21 protein-coding genes and 1 pseudogene are annotated in these 17,867 nt (G+C 64.0%); 7 read left to right on the top strand and 15 right to left on the bottom strand.

What is annotated here, in order from left to right; translation table 11 throughout:
* Positions 1-7 precede the first annotated feature (7 nt).
* The 7 genes and pseudogenes from QZ497_RS13585 to QZ497_RS13555 all read right to left on the bottom strand — a co-directional run bounded on the left by QZ497_RS13585 (position 8) and on the right by QZ497_RS13555 (position 7,413).
* Positions 8-3,100, bottom strand: a complete 3,093-nt coding sequence (locus QZ497_RS13585; protein WP_295475730.1) for an efflux RND transporter permease subunit — start codon at positions 3,098-3,100, stop codon at positions 8-10.
* Positions 3,097-4,200: an efflux RND transporter periplasmic adaptor subunit gene (locus QZ497_RS13580; RefSeq protein WP_295475728.1), complete on the bottom strand. Its 1,104-nt coding sequence runs from the start codon at positions 4,198-4,200 to the stop codon at positions 3,097-3,099. The genes QZ497_RS13585 and QZ497_RS13580 overlap by 4 nt, the downstream gene beginning before the upstream one ends.
* Positions 4,201-4,274: 74 nt before the next feature.
* The gene (locus QZ497_RS13575) at positions 4,275-4,889 is read right to left on the bottom strand and encodes a TetR/AcrR family transcriptional regulator (RefSeq protein WP_295475725.1); all 615 of its coding nucleotides are present in this window, start codon (positions 4,887-4,889) and stop codon (positions 4,275-4,277) included.
* Between the two features lie 212 nt (positions 4,890-5,101).
* Positions 5,102-5,869, bottom strand: a complete 768-nt coding sequence (locus tag QZ497_RS13570) for a hypothetical protein (protein ID WP_295475722.1) — start codon at positions 5,867-5,869, stop codon at positions 5,102-5,104.
* 89 nt (positions 5,870-5,958) lie between these two features.
* Complete coding sequence (locus QZ497_RS13565) at positions 5,959-6,348, bottom strand: GFA family protein (RefSeq protein WP_295475720.1); 390 nt, start codon at positions 6,346-6,348, stop codon at positions 5,959-5,961.
* Between the two features lie 535 nt (positions 6,349-6,883).
* Positions 6,884-6,973 (bottom strand): annotated as a pseudogene (locus tag QZ497_RS13560) (AAA family ATPase); the annotation flags it as partial.
* Positions 6,958-7,413 (bottom strand): NUDIX domain-containing protein, encoded by a 456-nt coding sequence (locus tag QZ497_RS13555; protein WP_295475717.1) that lies wholly within the window; start codon positions 7,411-7,413, stop codon positions 6,958-6,960. The pseudogene QZ497_RS13560 and the gene QZ497_RS13555, both read right to left, overlap by 16 nt.
* Positions 7,414-7,570: 157 nt before the next feature.
* On the opposite strand from QZ497_RS13555, the gene QZ497_RS13550 reads away from it, so the two are divergent.
* Positions 7,571-8,278, top strand: coding sequence for a CPBP family intramembrane glutamic endopeptidase (locus tag QZ497_RS13550; protein WP_295475715.1), 708 nt, complete (start codon positions 7,571-7,573; stop codon positions 8,276-8,278).
* Between the two features lie 15 nt (positions 8,279-8,293).
* On the opposite strand, the gene QZ497_RS13545 is transcribed toward QZ497_RS13550, so the two are convergent.
* The gene (locus QZ497_RS13545; protein ID WP_295475712.1) at positions 8,294-9,661 is read right to left on the bottom strand and encodes a heavy metal sensor histidine kinase; all 1,368 of its coding nucleotides are present in this window, start codon (positions 9,659-9,661) and stop codon (positions 8,294-8,296) included.
* Positions 9,658-10,329 (bottom strand): heavy metal response regulator transcription factor, encoded by a 672-nt coding sequence (locus QZ497_RS13540; RefSeq protein ID WP_295475709.1) that lies wholly within the window; start codon positions 10,327-10,329, stop codon positions 9,658-9,660. The genes QZ497_RS13545 and QZ497_RS13540 overlap by 4 nt, the downstream gene beginning before the upstream one ends.
* Before the next feature lie 147 nt (positions 10,330-10,476).
* Here QZ497_RS13540 and QZ497_RS13535 point away from each other — a divergent pair, with 147 nt between their 5' ends.
* From QZ497_RS13535 to QZ497_RS13520, 4 genes are all read left to right on the top strand, one after another.
* Complete coding sequence (locus QZ497_RS13535) at positions 10,477-10,968, top strand: heme-binding protein (RefSeq protein ID WP_295475706.1); 492 nt, start codon at positions 10,477-10,479, stop codon at positions 10,966-10,968.
* A 14-nt stretch (positions 10,969-10,982) separates the two neighbouring features.
* Complete coding sequence (gene uraH / locus QZ497_RS13530) at positions 10,983-11,393, top strand: hydroxyisourate hydrolase (RefSeq protein ID WP_295475703.1); 411 nt, start codon at positions 10,983-10,985, stop codon at positions 11,391-11,393.
* A 132-nt stretch (positions 11,394-11,525) separates the two neighbouring features.
* Entirely contained in the window at positions 11,526-11,738 is a 213-nt protein-coding gene (locus tag QZ497_RS13525) for a phosphopantetheine-binding protein (RefSeq protein WP_365356111.1), read from the top strand.
* Between the two features lie 245 nt (positions 11,739-11,983).
* Positions 11,984-12,577 (top strand): hypothetical protein, encoded by a 594-nt coding sequence (locus QZ497_RS13520; RefSeq protein WP_295475697.1) that lies wholly within the window; start codon positions 11,984-11,986, stop codon positions 12,575-12,577.
* A gap of 11 nt (positions 12,578-12,588) precedes the next feature.
* On the opposite strand, the gene QZ497_RS13515 is transcribed toward QZ497_RS13520, so the two are convergent.
* The 5 genes from QZ497_RS13515 to QZ497_RS13495 all read right to left on the bottom strand — a co-directional run bounded on the left by QZ497_RS13515 (position 12,589) and on the right by QZ497_RS13495 (position 15,431).
* Positions 12,589-12,957: a hypothetical protein gene (locus tag QZ497_RS13515; RefSeq protein WP_295475694.1), complete on the bottom strand. Its 369-nt coding sequence runs from the start codon at positions 12,955-12,957 to the stop codon at positions 12,589-12,591.
* Between the two features lie 174 nt (positions 12,958-13,131).
* Positions 13,132-13,755, bottom strand: coding sequence for an SMI1/KNR4 family protein (locus tag QZ497_RS13510; protein ID WP_295475691.1), 624 nt, complete (start codon positions 13,753-13,755; stop codon positions 13,132-13,134).
* Positions 13,756-13,781: 26 nt separating this feature from the next.
* Positions 13,782-14,297 carry an ATP-binding protein gene (locus QZ497_RS13505; protein WP_295475688.1) on the bottom strand — a complete coding sequence of 172 codons (516 nt, stop codon included), beginning with the start codon at positions 14,295-14,297 and terminating at the stop codon, positions 13,782-13,784.
* A gap of 69 nt (positions 14,298-14,366) precedes the next feature.
* Entirely contained in the window at positions 14,367-14,675 is a 309-nt protein-coding gene (locus QZ497_RS13500; RefSeq protein ID WP_295475685.1) for a hypothetical protein, read from the bottom strand.
* Between the two features lie 45 nt (positions 14,676-14,720).
* On the bottom strand, positions 14,721-15,431 hold the full coding sequence (locus tag QZ497_RS13495) for a YafY family protein (protein WP_295475683.1): 711 nt from the start codon (positions 15,429-15,431) through the stop codon (positions 14,721-14,723).
* A gap of 138 nt (positions 15,432-15,569) precedes the next feature.
* Here QZ497_RS13495 and QZ497_RS13490 point away from each other — a divergent pair, with 138 nt between their 5' ends.
* Positions 15,570-16,181: an alpha/beta fold hydrolase gene (locus tag QZ497_RS13490; RefSeq protein WP_295475680.1), complete on the top strand. Its 612-nt coding sequence runs from the start codon at positions 15,570-15,572 to the stop codon at positions 16,179-16,181.
* Positions 16,181-16,714: an AAA family ATPase gene (locus QZ497_RS13485; protein ID WP_295475678.1), complete on the top strand. Its 534-nt coding sequence runs from the start codon at positions 16,181-16,183 to the stop codon at positions 16,712-16,714. Before QZ497_RS13490 ends, QZ497_RS13485 begins: the two co-directional genes overlap by 1 nt.
* A 342-nt stretch (positions 16,715-17,056) precedes the next feature.
* On the opposite strand, the gene QZ497_RS13480 is transcribed toward QZ497_RS13485, so the two are convergent.
* On the bottom strand, positions 17,057-17,524 hold the full coding sequence (locus tag QZ497_RS13480; protein ID WP_295475676.1) for a hypothetical protein: 468 nt from the start codon (positions 17,522-17,524) through the stop codon (positions 17,057-17,059).
* Positions 17,525-17,867: the final 343 nt, after the last annotated feature.

Below are 17,867 nucleotides of genomic sequence, written 5' to 3'. Positions count from 1 at the left end.
CTCGTCGTCACTCAACTCGAACCTGTTTGTCTTGGCCGCGTTCACCCTGTGGGCGGATGCGAAACCAGATCGCGTACATCGCCGGCAGGAACACCAGGGTCATCGCCGTTCCCACCAGGGTGCCGCCGATCAGGGTGTAGGCCAGGGTTCCCCAGAACACCGAATGGGTCAGCGGGATGAACGCCAGGATCGCTGCCAGCGCGGTGAGCAATACCGGCCGGGCGCGCTGCACCGTGGCCTCGATGACCGCCTTGAAGGGATCCAGGCCGTCGTGCTGGTTCTGGTGAATCTGGCCGATCAGGATCAGGGTGTTGCGCATCAGAATCCCCGACAGGGCGATCAGCCCGACCAGCGCATTGATACCGAAGGGCTGCTGGAACAGCAGCAGCACCGGCACCACACCGATCAACCCCAGCGGCGAGGTGAGGAACACCATGACCATGGCCGAGATCGAGCGCACCTGGAGGATGATGATCAGCAGGGTCACCGCGATCATGATCGGCAGCAGCGGCAGGATCGCCTGGCTGGCCTTGCCCGACTCTTCGATGGAACCGGCCATCTCGATGCGGTAGCCGGCCGGCAGGCGCGCGATCAGCGGTTGCAGGTCTTTCCACAGCGCAGCGGAGACATCCGGCGGCTGCAAGGCTTCGTCGATGTCACCCCGCACCGTCAGGGTCGGCGTGCGGTCGCGACGGCGCAGCAACGGGTCTTCCATGCGCACCTCGACCTCACCGACCTGGGCCAGCGGGATGCGCTGGCCGTTCGCGCCGGCCAGGGTGAAGTCAGCGATCCTCGCCGGGTCCAGACGCACGTCGCCGGCGGCACGCCCGGTCACCTGCACCGAACGAATGTCTTCGCGCACGGCGGTGATCGGCACGCCGGACAACAGGAACTGCAGCTGCTGCGCCACCTCGGCGGAGCTCAGGCCCACCGCCTGCAGGCGGTCCTGATCGAGGCTGAAGTGCAGGGTCGGCACGCGCGGCCCCCAATCCATGTTGACGGTGCGCATCATCGGGCTGGCCAGCAGCACGTCCTGCACCTGGCTGGCGATCTCGCGCAGGCGCATCGGGTCCGGCCCCATCACCCGATAGGCCACCGGGTACGGTGAGTACGGGCCGAACACCAGTTGCGCGACGCGCACCCGCGCCTCGGCGGCCAGGCCTTCGGCCACTGCTTGGCGCAAGCGCTGCTTGAGCACTTCGCGGGCCTGCTCGCCGGAGGTCAGCACCACGATCTTGGCAAACGACGGGTCGGGCAGTTCCGGCGCCATGGCCAGGAAAAAGCGCGGCGGACCCTGGCCGATGTAGGTGGTGACGATCTGCGCCTCCTGCTGCTCGCGCAGCCAGGCCTCGACCTTGATGGCGGCGGCCTGGGTCTTCTCGATGGCGCTGCCATAGGGCAACTGGATATCCACCAGCACCTCGGGGCGGTCGGAGGTCGGAAAGAACTGCTTTTTCACCGCGCCCATGCCCAGCACGGCGGTCACGAAGAGGCCCAGCACCGCCCCGGCGACCAGCCACTTGCGCGCAATGACCTTCGTCAGCACCCGGCGGAAACGGTTGTAGCGCGGGGTGTCGTAGATGGCCGCATGTCCGCCCTCGACCCTGGCGATGTCCGGCAGCAGCTTGACCCCCAGGTACGGGGTGAAGGCCACCGCCACCAGCCAGGAGGCGATCAGCGCGATGCCGACGATCCAGAACATGTTGCTGGTGTACTCGCCGGCGGTCGACTGGGCGAAACCGTTGGGCAGGAAGCCCACGGCGGTGACCAGGGTCCCCGACAGCATCGGTGCGGCGGTGTGGCTCCAGGCATAGGCCGAGGCACGCAGGCGGTCATAGCCCTCCTCCATTTTCACCACCATCATCTCGATGGCGATGATGGCGTCGTCCACCAGCAAGCCCAGGGCGAGAATCAGCGACCCCAGGGTGATGCGGTCGAAGTTCTTGCCGGTGGCGGCCATCACCACGAAGACCATGGCCAGGGTCAGCGGCACAGCGGCCGCCACCACCACGCCCACGCGCCAGCCCATGCTGAGGAAGCACACCAGCATCACCACCAGCAAGGCGACGAAGAACTTGATCATGAATTCGTCGACCGCCGAGCTGATGTTCACCGCCTGGTCGGTGACCTTGCTCAGGCTCATGCCCAGCGGCAGCTCGGCGTTGATTGCCGTGCTTTCGGCCTCCAGCGCCTTGCCCAGGGCCAGGCCGTTCCAGCCCTCGCGCATCACCACGCCAAGCAGCAGCGCCGGCTCGCCGCCATTGCGCACCCTAAAGGCCGCCGGGTCTTCATAGCCGCGCTCGACGCTGGCTAGGTCGGCGAGTTTCAGGGTACGCCCACGCACATTGATCGGCGTATTGCGGATCTGCGCCAGCTGATCGAAGGCACCGTCCAGACGCAGCACCACCTGCGGCCCCTGAGTCTCGATGGAACCGGCCGGGGTCAGGGCGTTCTGCCCGTTGAGGGCGGCGAAGATGTCCTGCGGTGCCACGCCCAACGTGGCCAGGCGATCATGGGAAAACGACACGAAGATGCGCTCGGCCTGTTCGCCGATGATGTTGACCTTCTTGACCCCAGGCACATGCAGCAGCCGCTGGCGCAGGGTTTCCGCCTCGCGCACCAGCTGACGTTGCGGCTCGCCCTGGGCCTTGAGGGCGAACAGCGCGAAGGTCACGTCGGCAAACTCGTCGTTGATCATCGGCCCGATGACCCCGGCCGGCAGGTTGCGGGCTTCGTCGCCGAGCTTCTTGCGCGCCTGATAGAACTGCTCCTGCACCTCGCCCGGTGGCGTCTTGTCGAGCAGCGATAGCATGGTGAAGGCCAGCCCGGCCCGGGTGTAGGTTTCGCTACGGTCGTACCACTTCAGCTCTTGCAGGCGCTTTTCCAGCGGTTCGGCCACCAGGTCCTGCATCTGCTGCGCGGTGGCCCCAGGCCAGGCGCTGATCACCGTGAGTTGCTTGACCGTAAAGGGTGGATCTTCAGCGCGCCCGAGCTTGAAGAAGGCCAGCACGCCGGCCACGCCGATCAGCACGATGAGAAACAGGGTGATCGAGCGCTCGCGCACCGCCAGCGCCGACAGGTTGAAACGTCCGTCGCTCATGGCCGACCCTCGGCGACGCTGAGCGTCTGGACCGCTGCCAGACGCACCTCTTCGCCTTCGCGCAGCAAATGCGCACCCAGTGCCACCACCGACTCGCCGACCTTCAGCGCACCACTGACCCGCGCCGTCTCGTCACCCAGCCCGAGCACCTGCACCGGACGCCAGCTGACCTTGGCCGGGTCGCCTGTCACGATCCACACGCCCGGCCCCTGGCCGGGGTCATGCAAGGCGGCGATAGGCACCTGCAGCAGCTCTAACGCCGGGCTGTCGGCGACGATATCCAGGCTGACCGTGGCGCCCAGGGGGGCATTGGCCAGCGGGCCGTCGAGCACATAGCGGGCCTCGAACGTGCGCGTCGCGCTGTCGGCGGCATCCGAGAGCAAGCGCAATCGCGCCATTACGGCCTGGCCTGGCTGGCCATAGAGACGCGCCTGGGCGCTGGACCCGGTCGCCGGGCGCAGCGTCTCGGGCAGGTGCACCAGCGCCTCGCGCTGCCCGGCGCGGGCCAGGCGGATCACCGGCTGCCCCGCCGCGACCACCTGGCCCGGCTCGGCCAGGGTGTCCATCACCACCCCGTCGGCATCGGCCAGCAGCACCGCGTAACTGCTGGCATTGCGCGCCACGTCGGCCTGCGCCTGGGCAGCGCTCAACTGCGCCCGAGCGGCCTCGGCTGCCGCCTTGATCTGATCGTAGAACGAGGCCGAGACCGCCCCAGCGGCCACCAGGTTACGGTAACGCGCCTCATCATCCGCCGTTTGCCGGGCGCGGGCCTGCGCCGAGGCGACCGCCTCCTGCTGGGCACGCGCCTGCAGTTGCAGATCGATGGGGTCCAGACGCGCCAGGGGTTGGCCACGGCGCACGCTCTGACCCGTGTCCACCAGCCGCTCCAGCACTTTGCCGGCAACCCGAAAAGCCAGGTCGCTCTGAGTACGCGCCACCACGACACCGGTGAACGAGCGGGCCGTCTCGGCAGACAAGCTGACCGCCGCGGTTTTTACCAGCGGCGGTGCAGTGCGTGGGTCCCGGCTGACAGAGGACTCACCACAAGCCACCAGGGCGAGGGGCAGCGTACAAGCGGCAATGGCGGCAAGAAGGCGCATGGATTCCTACTCGAGAGCAATACGAGGAACCCATTCTCAAACCAGTGACCAAATCTGTCAACGGTCACAACTTTTCACGGTGCAAGGCTGCGCAAGATCAAAGCCGACAATTGCACCGCCGCCTCAGGTGCCGAATCGAGGTTGTATTGCAGCTGCGCCGGGCTGACGTACGGGCGCATGACCAGGTAGATGGCATTGGTGGTTTCATCCAGCGGCGTCTTGCGCTCGAACTCGCCACTTTCACGCCCTTCCAGGAGGATCTGCTGGATCAGCCCGCGAATGCGCTGTTCATGCCCCTGCACCGAGGGCCACTGCTCGCGAGAGGCCACCGCAGCGATGTCATAGAGCTTCCGGTCATGGAAAAACAGCTCGCTGCCAGCCTCGGTAATCGAGCGAAACAGCCGTCTTAGACGCTCCGAGGCGGTGGGGGCATCGGCTATCGCGGCATCCACGACCTGCATGATCATCGCCAGGCGGTTGCTGCAGATCACCCCGCCGATGGCCTGCTTGGAATCGAAGAACTTGTAGATGTAGGCCTTGGAAAAACCGATGGCCTTGGCCAGGTCCGAGACCGTGGTCTTTTCGTAACCGTAGTGGCCAAAGTAGCGAGTGGCTGCCTCGATGACCTGTTCGCGTACGCCATGGTCGGACGGACCGCGTGGCGCTGGCGGGCTGAGATTATCGTTCATGCGACTGCTGGACTCCGTGCTGAGCTGCTCAAGTGACCAAAATACACATTAGTCACAATTCATTCAAAGCGGCATGCCCAAGGCTTGAGCTATGCAATGGCTGGGCAAGAGGCTCGCCAGCATGCCGTTTCAGGGGCCGCTATGGTAATGGCGGCGCCATGGCGAAGCGACCTTGACCTGCAACCCCGTGACGCCCCCCTGAGCACCCCGGGTCAGCCTCTGTTGACTGCCTTGGCGAGACCGAAGGTGATCAGCACCGCCAGCAGCACCGCCACGCCGATCGACGGCAGCGCCCCCCAGGCCAGTACACCGTGCGCCAGCATCAGGTAGAAGCCCACCACCCCCACGGCGCCGATGGCGTTGCCGCGCACCACGGCGGCCAGTTCATGCCGGCCACCCTGAACATGGGCGAAGACCATCAGCGGCCAGGCAATCACCGGAATCGGCGCTACCAGGCCGCTGGCGGTCGGTCCGAGCCATTCGGCGCTGGCGGTGATCGCCAGCAGCAGCCCAGTGGCGGCCAGCATGCGCATCGGGATGACCCAGCGTGGCAGCACCACCGGGCCGGATGCCGCAGGTGGCGTGGGCTGCCGAGCGGTGACGATGACGATGGCCGTCACCAGCAGCAAGGTGATCAGCACCGGCAGCGCCACACCGCCCAGGCGGCTGATCGCCCAGGCCGTGAGCGCATAGAAACCCAGCCCCGCCAGGCAACCGAGCAGCGCCGGCACCCGACGCGTGACCAGGAAATAGAACAGATAGGTCGCCTGGATCGCCGCCAGCCCGGCCAGTGCACCGGGCACCGCCCGGGCCACGAAGGCGCTGCCCTGCTCCAGACTGAGAAACAGCATCACCAGCGCGGAGGTCACCGGCAGGCCGGACAACAGTCCGCCGAGCTGCGTACCCCAGCGCCGCGAAGCCGAGGAAATCGCCCACATCAGCGCGGGAGTGATGAACAGCTTGAGATAGAAGGCAGTCATGACACGGCAGGTCCAGGCTCGCAAAGCCATGAGCCTAACGTGTTGCCGCTGTATTTGCCCGCCTCTTCACATTCCTGACGGGCAGGCGTTCAGTCGTGCGGCGCTTCCAGATACCAGGGCTGCCCTTCGGGGGCGTACACATGCTTCTGCTTGGTCGGCGTGAACGGCGTATCCAGGGTGCCCAATGCGACAGACACCCAATCAGCGAACTCACCCTCGGTCCGCGACCAGAACAGCGTCGAACCGCAGCGCGAGCAGAACGCGCGGCGCACCGTCGGCGATGAGTCGAAGGCAGTGAGGTTTTCCATCCCCACGACGATGCGCAAGGCCTCACGCGGTACGCTGCCATAACTGGCGAACATCGCACCGTGGCCCTTGCGGCACTGCCCGCAGTGGCAGTGGCTGACGGCCCTGGGCGAGCTGAGTAACTCATAGCGGATCGACTGGCAAAGGCAACTGCCTTGATAGTGGTCGTTCACCGGACCTTGCTCCTGAATGACGAATGAAAAGCCTTGGCGCTGCAGCCGACCCCGTCGCGGCTAACGCCAATACTGGTCAGTTAGCCCGTGGGAGCGAGCTTGCTCGCGAAGGCGGCGTCACGTTCACAGCAAATTCAGCGACTTTGCCCGCTTTTCGCGAGCAAGCTCGCCACCAAGCCGCAAAGCGCTTAAGCGAACAGTATTGCGGCTAACGCCAATACTGTTCGCTTAAGCGGCATGTGGCCCGGTGGGAGCGGCTTTAGCCGCGAAAGCGCCAGGAAATTCCCTGCATCTGTCGTGAACATGCGACTGCTTCGCGGCTGAAGCGCTCCTACCCGGTCTAACCGACCAGTATTGCAGCTAAAGACGATACCTTGTGGGAGCGAGCTTGCTCGCAATGACGGCGTCACGTTCACAACAGATGCAGGGACTTTGCTGACCTGTTCGCGAGCAAGCTCCAACAAAAGCCAAAGAGCACCTAACTGACCTTTAAAGTACCCAACCATGCATTGACTTGCGCGTCACTGCGAAAAAGCACCACAAGCAAACCATACCGCCTGCCCAAGCGGCGGGCCAGGGTCGACTTGCCGCTGCCAGCGTTACCCAGAATCACGATACGTTGCATGACGCTGCCTCAAGCATCTGGATCAGGGTTTCCGGCCACACCTGCTCCGCCGTGGCACGTAGTTCTGACACCGACCACCAGCGATGCTCGGCCATCACCCGCTGCTCATGGGCCGTCCATCCCGAACGGCTCAGCACTTCATCGCTGACCCGCACCAGGAAGTAGCGCTCGACCGAAATCACCTGCTCGCCACTGGGCAGCATCATCGGAAACCGCCTGAACCCTACCGGCGCCTCAACGCTGTCGACGCGGATACCGGTTTCCTCGAACAGCTCGCGAATGGCCGCCGCTTCGAAGCTCTCACCCACCTCCAAACCACCACCCGGCGTGGCCCAATGGCTCTGCCCGGCCAGTGCATCGTCGGTGTGGCGGAAGTGAAACAGCAGCACCTCGTTGGCCGGATTGACCACCAGCAGCCGCGCCGATTGTCTTTCACGCATGGCTAAACCCCTCATCCTTGAATGGCCGCGCAGGATACTCGACAGAAGACTGCATGGCGCTTTTTCTTGTGTGTTGGCTATGAAGCGCTACCCCTCAACACCGCCACATTCCCCCCCTGCTACACTCGCCGCCCTCACTCACGAACGAGCCTCGCGCATGGACGCCTTGCTGGTTTACTTCGGTCGCCTTATCCCGGCCCTCGCTCTGTTCACGGCGTGGCTGGCTCTGACGCCACGTACGCAGACCAGCCACCGCCTGCTGGTCCTGATCATCGCCTTCATGTTCACCCGCGACCTGATGACCCCCAGTGGCTTATGGTCGCTCGGCGGTGCCGAACCGCTGCGTTTTCATCACGATCCTGCGGTACTGGCAGCGCTGGGCCTGGCTTCTCTGGGCGTGATCGCGCTGTTGGCGCGGCTGCTCCCGGAATGCTGGCGGTCAGTAGTCGGCTTCAAGGGGCCTCGCCTGGGTGGCATCGTAATGGGCATTGCCGCAGGCTGCGTCATGGGCCTGCCCTTGCGGCTGTATCTAGGACTGGAGGTCGGCTCGTTGACCTGGCTGGCGGGTTTCGCGCTACTGGCAATGGGCGGCAATGCCCTGGAGGAAGTGCTGTTTCGCGGCATGCTGCAAGGATCTCTGGAACAGCAAATGGGCCCCTGCAAGGCAGCACTGGGCAGCGCCGTCGCCTTCAGCGCCTGCCATGCCTACCTCGCCTTCGTGCTCACCGACATCGGCTGGCCGATCCTGCTGTTCACCTTCATCGAAGGCCTTCTGTGCGCCTTCGTTCGCCTGAAACGCGGCACGGTGCCGGCGATTGCCACCCATGCCGTGATCATCGGCCTGCTGGGCGCGCCATTCAGGTGATGCGCGGCTCTGGCGCTAACCATTCAGCGCAAACACCAGGGTAAACACCGTCCCCCGCGCATCACTGGCCACCCGTACCTGCCCGCCATGCGCCTGCATGATCGAGCGGACGATGGCCAGGCCCAGGCCGCCGGTGTCGTCAGGCTGCTGGCGTGAGGGGTCGCAGCGGTAGAAGCGCTCGAACAGGTGCGGTAGGTGCTGGGCGCCGATCGGCTCGCCGAGGTTGTGTACGCTGATCTCCAGGGTGCTGCCCACAAGGTGCGTGGCCAGGGTCACCGGGCTGGACGGTGCGGCGTAGCGCAGGGCGTTGGCCAGCAGGTTGGCCAGCGCGCGACGCAGCAGAGCAGGTTCGGCGATCAGCTGGCCGTGGCAGTGGTTGAGCAGTTGAATGTCGCGGTCCTCGGCCATGCCCTCGAAGTAATCGCAAAGCTGCTCCGCCAGCCCGTACAGATCCACGCTCTGGCGCTGCAACAGGCTGCGCGGCTGCTCGCAGCGGGCCAGCAGCAGCATGCTGTCGACCATCCGCGCCAGACGCTCGTACTCCTCCAGGTTGGAGACCAGCAGGTCCTGGTATTCAGCCACCGGGCGCTCGCGGTCCAGGGCCTGCTGGGTCTGGCCCATGAGGTTGCTCAGCGGCGTACGCATCTCGTGGGCCAGGTCTTCGGAGAACCGCGACAGTTGTATGAAGCCCTGCTCCAGGCGCAGCAGCATCTGGTTCAGTGACTCGCTGAGGGCGCTCAGCTCGGCCACCTGGCCAAAGCCATCAAGGCGCACATGCAGGCTGCGCACGTCGATGCCCGCAGCCTGGCGCGCCAACGCACGCACCGGGCGCAGGCCACGCTGGCTGATCAGCCAGCCGATGACAAAGGCCAGCACGGCGGCCACAGACAGTGCCATCCAGACTTTCATGCGGTAGGCGGCGAGCATCTGCTCGCGCTCGTCGCTGCGTTTACCGGCGATAAGGCGCAGTGTCTGCCCACCGCGCGGCACGTCGAGCCAGGCCAGGCGCAGCGACGGGTTGGCCGGCGCATCGGCCAGGCGCGGCACGGCGGCGGGCGCCAGGCTCGGCATGGCAAGGCCCGCCGGATTGACCTCGATCAGGCGCTGGCCCTGACCATCGACGATCCACAGCACGCTGTCGCGGTTGCCGAGCATGTTCTGGTACAGGCGCGGGCGGGCGCGCAGGGTCTCGATGCTGTCGGCGTCGTCGAGCAGCGCCTGCATGTGTTGCAGGCGCCCCAGCAGGGCCTGGTCATCGCGCCAGCGGATCTCCTTTTCCAGCGAGTGGTACAGGTAGCTGGCCACCGCACCGAGCAGCGCGACGCTGGACAGGGCGAACAGCAGCGCCAGGCGCAGGCTCAGGGTGTGCGGCCACAGCCTCATGGCTGCAGGTCCAGCTTGTAGCCCATGCCGCGTACGGTATGGATCAGGCGAGGCTGGTACGGGTCGTCGACCTTGGCCCGCAGGCGGCGAATGGCGACGTCCACCACGTTGGTGTCGCTGTCGAAGTTCATCTGCCACACATGCGAGGCGATCAACGCCCGCGACAGCACCTCGCCCTGACGGCTGAGCAGCAAGTGCAGCAAGGCGAACTCCTTGTTGGTCAGGTTGATGCGTTCACCCGCACGGCTGACCTTGCGCTGCAACAGGTCCAGCTGCAGGTCGGCAACCTGGAAGTGCTCGGTCTCCCGTGGCGGCCCACGACGCAGCAAGGTGCGCACCCGCGCCAGCAGCTCGGCATAGGAAAAGGGCTTGATGAGGTAGTCATCGGCGCCCAGCTCCAGGCCCTTGACCCGGTCTTGCACGGCGTCGCGGGCGGTCAGGAACAACACCGGCGTGGCGCAGCGGCGGCGAATGATCTGCAACAGCTGCCAGCCATCCAGGCCGGGCAGCATCACGTCGAGAATGATCAGGTCGAAGTCGAACTCCTGCACCCAATGCTGGCCGTCCAGGCCATTGCGGGCGACCTGAACGGTATAGCCCGACTCGCCCAGGCCCTTGCTCAGGTAGTCGGCGGTCTTGGCCTCGTCTTCAACCACCAGAATGCGCATGCGTGTCCTCCCATCGTTGCGCATAGCCTAGGCGTTTTGCCCTGCTACCGGCATTACAACTTCGTAATGCGTACGCAATCTGTCTGACATCCGGGCTTGTGCAGCATGCCGGCATCCGCTCGACAGAGCCTGCCCAAGGAGACCGGCATGCCGCTTCGCACTCTCGCCTTTTCCACCCTCGCCCTGCTGGGCGCCAACGCCTTCGCGGCGCCGCCCGTAACCAACCGCCCGGACATGACCCTGCCGCTGGCCAACGCCCTGCTCGACGCCACCCTGGCCGCCTGTCATGCCGAAGGACGCACTGGCGTGGCAGCGGTGGTCGACCGTGGCGGCAACCTGGTCGCGGTGCAACGTGACGACAACGTCGGCCCGCACAACACCCTGGCAGCGCAGCGCAAGGCCTACACCGCGCTGTCGACCAAGACCCCGACCCGCCTGCTGGCCGAACGGGCGCGCAACAACCCCGAAGCCGCCAACCTCAACACCCTGGGCGAGCTGTTGCTGCTCGGCGGTGGCGTACCGCTGAAGGTTGGCGATCAGGTGATCGGCGCGCTCGGTGTCGCCGGCTCAGGCGGCGCCGCCGAAGACGAAGGCTGCGCACTCAAGGCCATCGCTCACGTAATGCCCACACTTCAATGACCCGGAGAATCAACATGAAAGCACTGCAAACCCTGCTGGCCGGCGCCCTGCTCTGCGGCCTGTCCAGCCTGGCCCTGGCCGACACCAACCCGCTCAGCGTCCATGTGCTCAACCTGCAGGACGGCCTGCCCTCCGCTGCGGTGAACGTGACCCTGGAAAAACGGACCGGGCAGAACTGGCAACTGCTCAACCAGGGCGTCACCAACCAGCAGGGGCGCATTCCGGCGCTGTACCCGGAAGGCAAGGCGCTGGAGAAAGGCACCTACCGCGTCACCTTCAAGACCGGCGAGTGGTTCCAGCAGCACCACACCCAGACCTTCTTCCCGGAGGTGCCAGTGATCTTCGAGGTGGACGGCAGCGTGCCGCACTACCACATTCCGCTGCTGCTCAGCCCGTATGGGTTTTCGACCTACCGGGGCAATTGAGCCATGTCGGCCTGAGGCCACTCCCAACTGCCGATTGACAGCTGTCAGGCCACTCGGCAGTCTCGTGCTTTCACGACCTCTGTACAGGACCGCGCCATGGACAAGGAAGCTCTCAGAGACAAGCTGGACGGCATGATAGCTGTGCAATTGGGTATCCCCGTGCGCGAGGTCAGGTATGGCTATGGATCGACCCTGGGCGATCTGGGGGCAGACGAATACGACCTGGTCGAGCTCGTCATGGCGCTGGATACCGAATTCGACATCAGCATCAGCGATGACGACCTGCAACGTCTTGAGACCCCCTGGTCGATGTATCAATACATGCTTGAACGCCTCGGCGACTGAAGTGCGTCAGCGGTGTGTCCCCTGCCAAGCTCGGCACTGAAGTTCACTGAGATAAAGCGCCTAGGCCGTGTGCTTTCAGATGGCATGAATCCGTTTCCGTGACATCTGAACCGCTGCCTTGAGCTGCCGCATCGACCTCCACACCTTCACCTATTGCACCGATCAAATAAGGAAAGAACTCGGCGAGCAAAAAAATCGGCGAATCGCAAGTCATTGATTTTTTCTCGACATCATTTCGGGACCGATTGAGCGAGAAGTTCGGCAAGGCCGCCGATTATTCACTGGGTAACTTTTCAGGCAGTCAGGATCGAAAATTCGCCGATTTCTTTGCAGGTACCGACTCGTCCTGCGTCCTCATAGAGTTCAAGGAGTTCGAACGCGAGATCAGTGACGAGCACAAGAAACCGCTGCGCGAAAAACTCTGCAGGACGCTGGACCAGAACACCGCAGCCCTCTCCAGAACGAGCCATTTCATTGCTTACCGGTCGCGTAACAGTGCGGTGAACATTGAGCTGGCCCCTTATGTCGACGTCGTCTGCCCGCACTTCTCGGTGGGTCAGCCGCCCTTGGAGGCCATTGTCCGAAACACGCACGACGCATTCATCGACGCTTTCCTGGAAGGCCGAAGCGGTACTCCATTCGATGCGTTTCTGAAGTACGCAGGGCACATGAACTCCACGGCTGGAGGCACCGCAGATGGCGCCAACGCCTCCTTCAAATCGATTCTTTACAGCCGCGACAAACAGGGCAGAGTGCTGGGCACTTTATTCCACTCACTGGGCGAGCTGAAACAACTGTTGGCCAAGAAAGCCAAGCTGCGAAGCAGACTCAAACCTTGACGGCGTATCGATCAGTGTCTGCCGGTCGGGCCTCTTGGCAGATCCTCTATTGGCCATGGAAGCCGACCTATCGGATATCTTCCGTAAGGCAGAAAACGACGGCCGATAAGATCCGCATACCTCTTGTGAATGCCTTTTTCAGGATCTAGCGTTGTTTTCGTCACCTCCTGAACGGTGACCGCTGCTGGGTCCTCCAGCCCAGAAGCACAGCAAAGCCTCACCTCTTCTTCATCACCCGCATGGCTCAGCAAACAGATGTTGTTGATTCCTCCATGGTCCGGTCCAAGCGCTCTAAGATCAGTGACGTTCTCGAAGAACTGCGGATACTCGGGATGGCTTCTGCCTCGTTTGAGCTGAACCACATAAATGCTGTTTGTCATCGATCCTTTACCTGCATGGTGAAAACGCGCTGTACCCGTGATTTTGCTTGCCGGTGTGCCATTCCGAATATCACCTCAACGGTTGCCAAGAACCCGGCTGTTTTCAACGCGGCATCAGCGAGTGCCAGGACTTTTCGTACAACTTCTAATGGCATGGCCACCCCGCCCAGGCATTCAGATCGGTCGCTGGGTGACCCGTGCATTCCACTGTTCGCGAAAGCGCTCACGCCAGCCGGGGCTGCCCTGGTCGAGCCAATCCAGGGTCGCGTCGATGGTGGCGGGGTTGATGATGAACCGCTCGATATGGCTTTCGATGGACGCGTCAGCGATGTGCAGCAGGTCGAGATAATCGTTGAACGACTCGGCCAGCACCACGTACTCGTCGCCGTTCTGGCGTCGCCCGGTCCAGGCCGGTAGGCCGGCGACCATGGCCGCCACTTGCTGGCGGCCGTCGCGCAGGTCGAGCAGCAACAGGCTGGAACCGCCGTCACGGCCGATGGGCAGCAGGCCGCTCTCGGGAAAGTCCGGCACCTCACGCAGTTGCTCCAGCTCATGAGGGTTGAACTCCCAGTCTTCGTCCGGGTCCAGGCCGAACAGGGAAAAACTCATGGTCTCCTGCGCGCCATCGGCCAGGGTCACCACCACGTCGTATTCCTGTTCGGCAGCGTTGCAGGCGGCCAGGTACTGCCGATAGTCATCCGGCAGCCGCGCGCCGAGCCTGGCCTCCAGCTGTGCGATCGCTTCGTCGCTGGGGCCTTCACGGGGGTCGTCCAGGATCAGTCCACGGTATCGGGCCATGCTCACCTCGTAAGAACGCTCAAGTCCTATTGGGTGGCCTGACTACCGAATGGTTCAGTACTGCCGTGCACGATCACCTCCAGCCCCTCGTCCGCGGCGGGCGCAGAGAAATAGCGGGTAATCAGCTCGAACTCGGCATCGGTGGCGGCGAAGTCATGTTCGCCACGCGCATTGCGCGCGTGCAGCCGCTGGCGGCAGGTGGCATCGTCCACCTCCAGGTAATGCAGGCGATGCGGCACCTGCGCAGCATCGGCCAGGCCACGCAACCACTGCCGGTTGGCAGGCGTGTTGGCCGGAAAATCCAGCACCACGCTGACACCCGCTTTCAGCAGGTCGCTCACCAATGGCCCGACCACCTCACGCAGGCGTTGGGCATGCGCAACGTAATCGGCCACCGAGCGGATCTGCTGCGGATACAGACGCGCCAGCCAGTGATCCTCGCTCAGCCGGACCGCCGAATGCTCGGTCGCCAGTGCACTGGCCAGGGTGGATTTGCCTGAGGCGATCTTGCCGCACAACAGATGAAGTACCGGTTCAGCCATGATCCGCCTCCTGTTATCGAAAACAGAGCATGGCCGTCCGTGCACGCTTAAGCAATCAGGAACAGAGGTTCAGCACGGTTCGGGAGAGAAATGACTCATGAAACTCAGGCTCTCGATGGCGGCCATGTAATCCGCGAAACGCGGGTCGCCGTCATTGAACGCCTGGGCGACGGCCTGAGCGTTCTCGAAACTGCTCCACAGCGCGAGGTCGACGAAGATCCGGTCGTCGTTGATCGGGCAATAGCCGCGATAGTCGATCAGGCCGGGAAACGCCTTGAGTGTCTCGCGCAGGCCGGCGCGCAGCGCGGGCACCTGGGCAAGGTAATCTTCCTTCACCTGGAAAATGGCCAGTTCAAGTACAGGGGATGCGTGCGACACGATGGAAAGCCTCGGTTGGTTTGAGAGGTGCCCATGTTCAACGGCTCATACTGACAGCGTACTGTCAGTGCCGACGCGAGAATCCCACTGGTCCTGCTGGTAACGCATGTAGGTACGCAGGTCGATGGCCGGATTGTCCGCAAACGCCTGTTCAGCAGGAATGATGGCGGCGATACGGTCTACCCGGAAGTCCCGATAGGCGCCACGGGCTTCGCACCAGGTGCCTACCGTCCACTTGCCGCCCCAATAGAACAGCCCAAGGGGATAGACCAGACGCCGAGACACCTCGCCGTCGGCACGGGCGTACGTGATGGTCAGCGCCTGGGCCTGTTCGATCGCCTTGCGCAGTGCCGCCAAGTGCAGGCGTGTGCGGCCCGACATCTCGCCCAGCGCGCGGATCGCGGCGCTGTCCGGGTTGGGTGGCCGTACCACCGACGCGCTGATCTTGCCCAACAGGGCGCGCGCTGCCGCACCCAGTTCGGCGTCGGCTGCGGCGGCCAGCATCTCCACACCAAGCACCAGCGCGTCCCACTCCAGCCTGTTCAAGGCCAACGGTGGCAGCTCGAAGTCGGCATCCAGTGCATACCCCACCCCGGCGGTGCCATAGATGGGAATGCCACTGACGGACAAATCGTCGATATAGCGGTAGATCGAGCGTACCGACACACCGATCCGGCTCGCCAGGCGCTCGGCGGTGATGGGCTGATGCGCACGTATCAGGTTGACCAATTGAAACAGCCGATCGGCTTTACGCATGGTGAAGGCCCAAGGCAGATGGAAGCAGAGTGGAGCGGGTAGCGGTGCGCTAGCTTGAACGCTGGACCTGCGGCTGTATACCCAGTGTGTTAACGTCCGCCAACCCGCGTTGAGCCCTCCGACTCAAGGAACCGAGCCGTGTCGCTTTGCCCTGAAAAGATCCTCTTCCTGCCCGGTGCTTCCGGCAATACCCACTTCTGGCGCCCTGCCGCCGACTTCCTGCGCACGCCGCTGCCCACCCAGCAGTTGGGCTGGCCGGGCTTCGGCGACGTGCCGCGCAATACCACGATCAACAGCCTGCAGGACCTCGCCGGTCTGGCTCTGGAGCAGATCGACCGGCCCACGGCGTTGGTCGCGCAATCCATGGGCGGTGTGGTGGCGGTGCAGGTCGCGCTGCAACGGCCAGAGCTGATCAGCCACCTGGTGCTGAGCGTCACCTCCGGCGGCCTGGATGTTTCTGCACTCGGCGGCGAGGACTGGCGTGATGAGTTCGCCGCCGACTTTCCGACCCTGCCACGCTGGTTCCTCGACGACCGCACCGACCTCTCCGAGCGCCTGCACGAGCTGCGCATGCCGGTGATGCTGGTATGGGGCGGCAGAGACCGGATCAGCCCGCTGCGGGTCGGCCAGCGCCTGGCCGAGCTGATTCCCGGCGCCCGCCTGGAAGTGTTCGCCGAGGCCGGCCATGACCTGGGCTTCACCCATGCCCAGGCAGTGGCGCGATTGATCGACCAGCACCTGGGCGTGTGATGAGCGCCGTGCTCCCGCCACCCTGGCTGATCGTTTTCAGCGGCCTGCCGGGTACCGGCAAGACCACCGTGGCCAAGGCACTGGCAGTGGCCCTTGGGGCGGTGTACCTGCGTATCGACACCATCGAACAGGCGATTCGCGACGCCGGGGTGCTGGCGGGCGATGTCGGCACCAGCGGCTACCGGGTCGCCCATGAACTGGCCACCACCCAGTTGCTGCTGGGCCACAGGGTCATCGCCGACGGCGTGAACCCCGTGGCCGAGAGCCGCCAGGCCTGGCGCGAGGTGGCCCGCCACGCGAACGCTCGATTACTGGATATTCAGGTGGTCTGTTCGGACCGCGCTGAACACCAGCGCCGAGTGCAAAGCCGCCTTACAGATATCGCGGGCCTGACACCGCCCGACTGGCAATCTGTGCAGGCCCATGAGTACGAGCCCTGGGCTGAAACACCGCGCTGCATCGACACGGCGCTGCAGTCACCGCAGCAGGCCGTGGCCATGATCGAAACCTGGCTGGGGGCTGATTGGGCCTGAGCGCAGGGGCGCAGATCGGTACTTAGATGCAATACAGGTCAGTTAGGCCGGATAGGCGGCTTCAGCCACGAAGCGATCACCTGTTCACAACAGATGCAGTGAATTTACTGGCGCTTTCGCGGCTAAAGCCGCTCCCACCGGGCCAAATGACGCCTAACCGAACAGTATTGGCCTTAGCCGCAATACAGTTCAGACCGTGGGAGCGAGCTTGCTCGCGAAGGCGGCGTCACGTTCACAGCAAACTCATCGACTTTGCCAGCTTTTTGCGAGCAAGCTCGCTCCCTCAATTGCGCTACCCCCCAATACCCGTTATCCAGACAGCCAACACGCAGCATGCCGGGCTCAAGCCAGGGTGGTGCCGACCTTGTTCATCAGTTCCATCAACCGCGCATCCCCCTGCACGGACTCGTGGAACTGCGTCTTCAAGCGCTCGTTCAACCCCGGCACCGAAGTGATCGCCTTGTAGCGCTCACCCAAATCCGACAGGCCATTGTTCGCATACAGGGTTTGCAGATGCTGCTGGAGACGCTCGCTGTACTCGGCCAGTTCGGTGTCCGACGCCGCGTCGAAACGGGCATTGTAGGCATCCGCTTCAGCCCCGCCGGAAAGCACCTTGTAGAACCCGGTCGTCCAGGTCGGGAGGGCATAAGCCTGCAACGGCAGGTCTTCACTCGTACGCTTGGCAACCGGCGTGGTCTCTGCCTGGGTTTGTGCAGCGACCTGGGCCGGCGTGGGGGTCGCCTTGACCGGGGCCTGCTGTTTAGCGGCCAGTGCCGGGTTGGTGTAAAGCGAGCTGGAACTGATGATCACGTGAACTCCTTGTGCCGGATGGCAACGTCCATGGTTGAAACCTTCGGGCAGGGGTTCAGCAAATTCCGTTCCCGCCAGGCTGCGGAGGCGGATGGATATGAAGCCAGCCTTCTAGACCGGGCCTTGGCAAGCTGTTCGGGTCACCTTGCCAACGCTGCAGGTAAAGGTCCCTCACCGGCATAGGCTTGCCACGGGTGGCAAATGGCGGGCAGGTTCAGACTGGCGCGGCCTTGCTCTCGCCGTAGGTTTTGTACGAAAAGTGCCTGCGCTCGGCCATGCTGCGTTAAAAACAGGCTGGATCGCCAGCCTGGTCGGAATGCTCATTTACTCCAGTAAAGTCGCC

Origin of the sequence: uncultured Pseudomonas sp. (assembly GCF_913777995.1) — a bacterium.
Classification (GTDB): Bacteria; Pseudomonadota; Gammaproteobacteria; order Pseudomonadales; family Pseudomonadaceae; genus Aquipseudomonas.
Note: the sequence above shows the minus strand (reverse complement) of the source record. Positions and strands in the feature narration are given on the sequence as shown.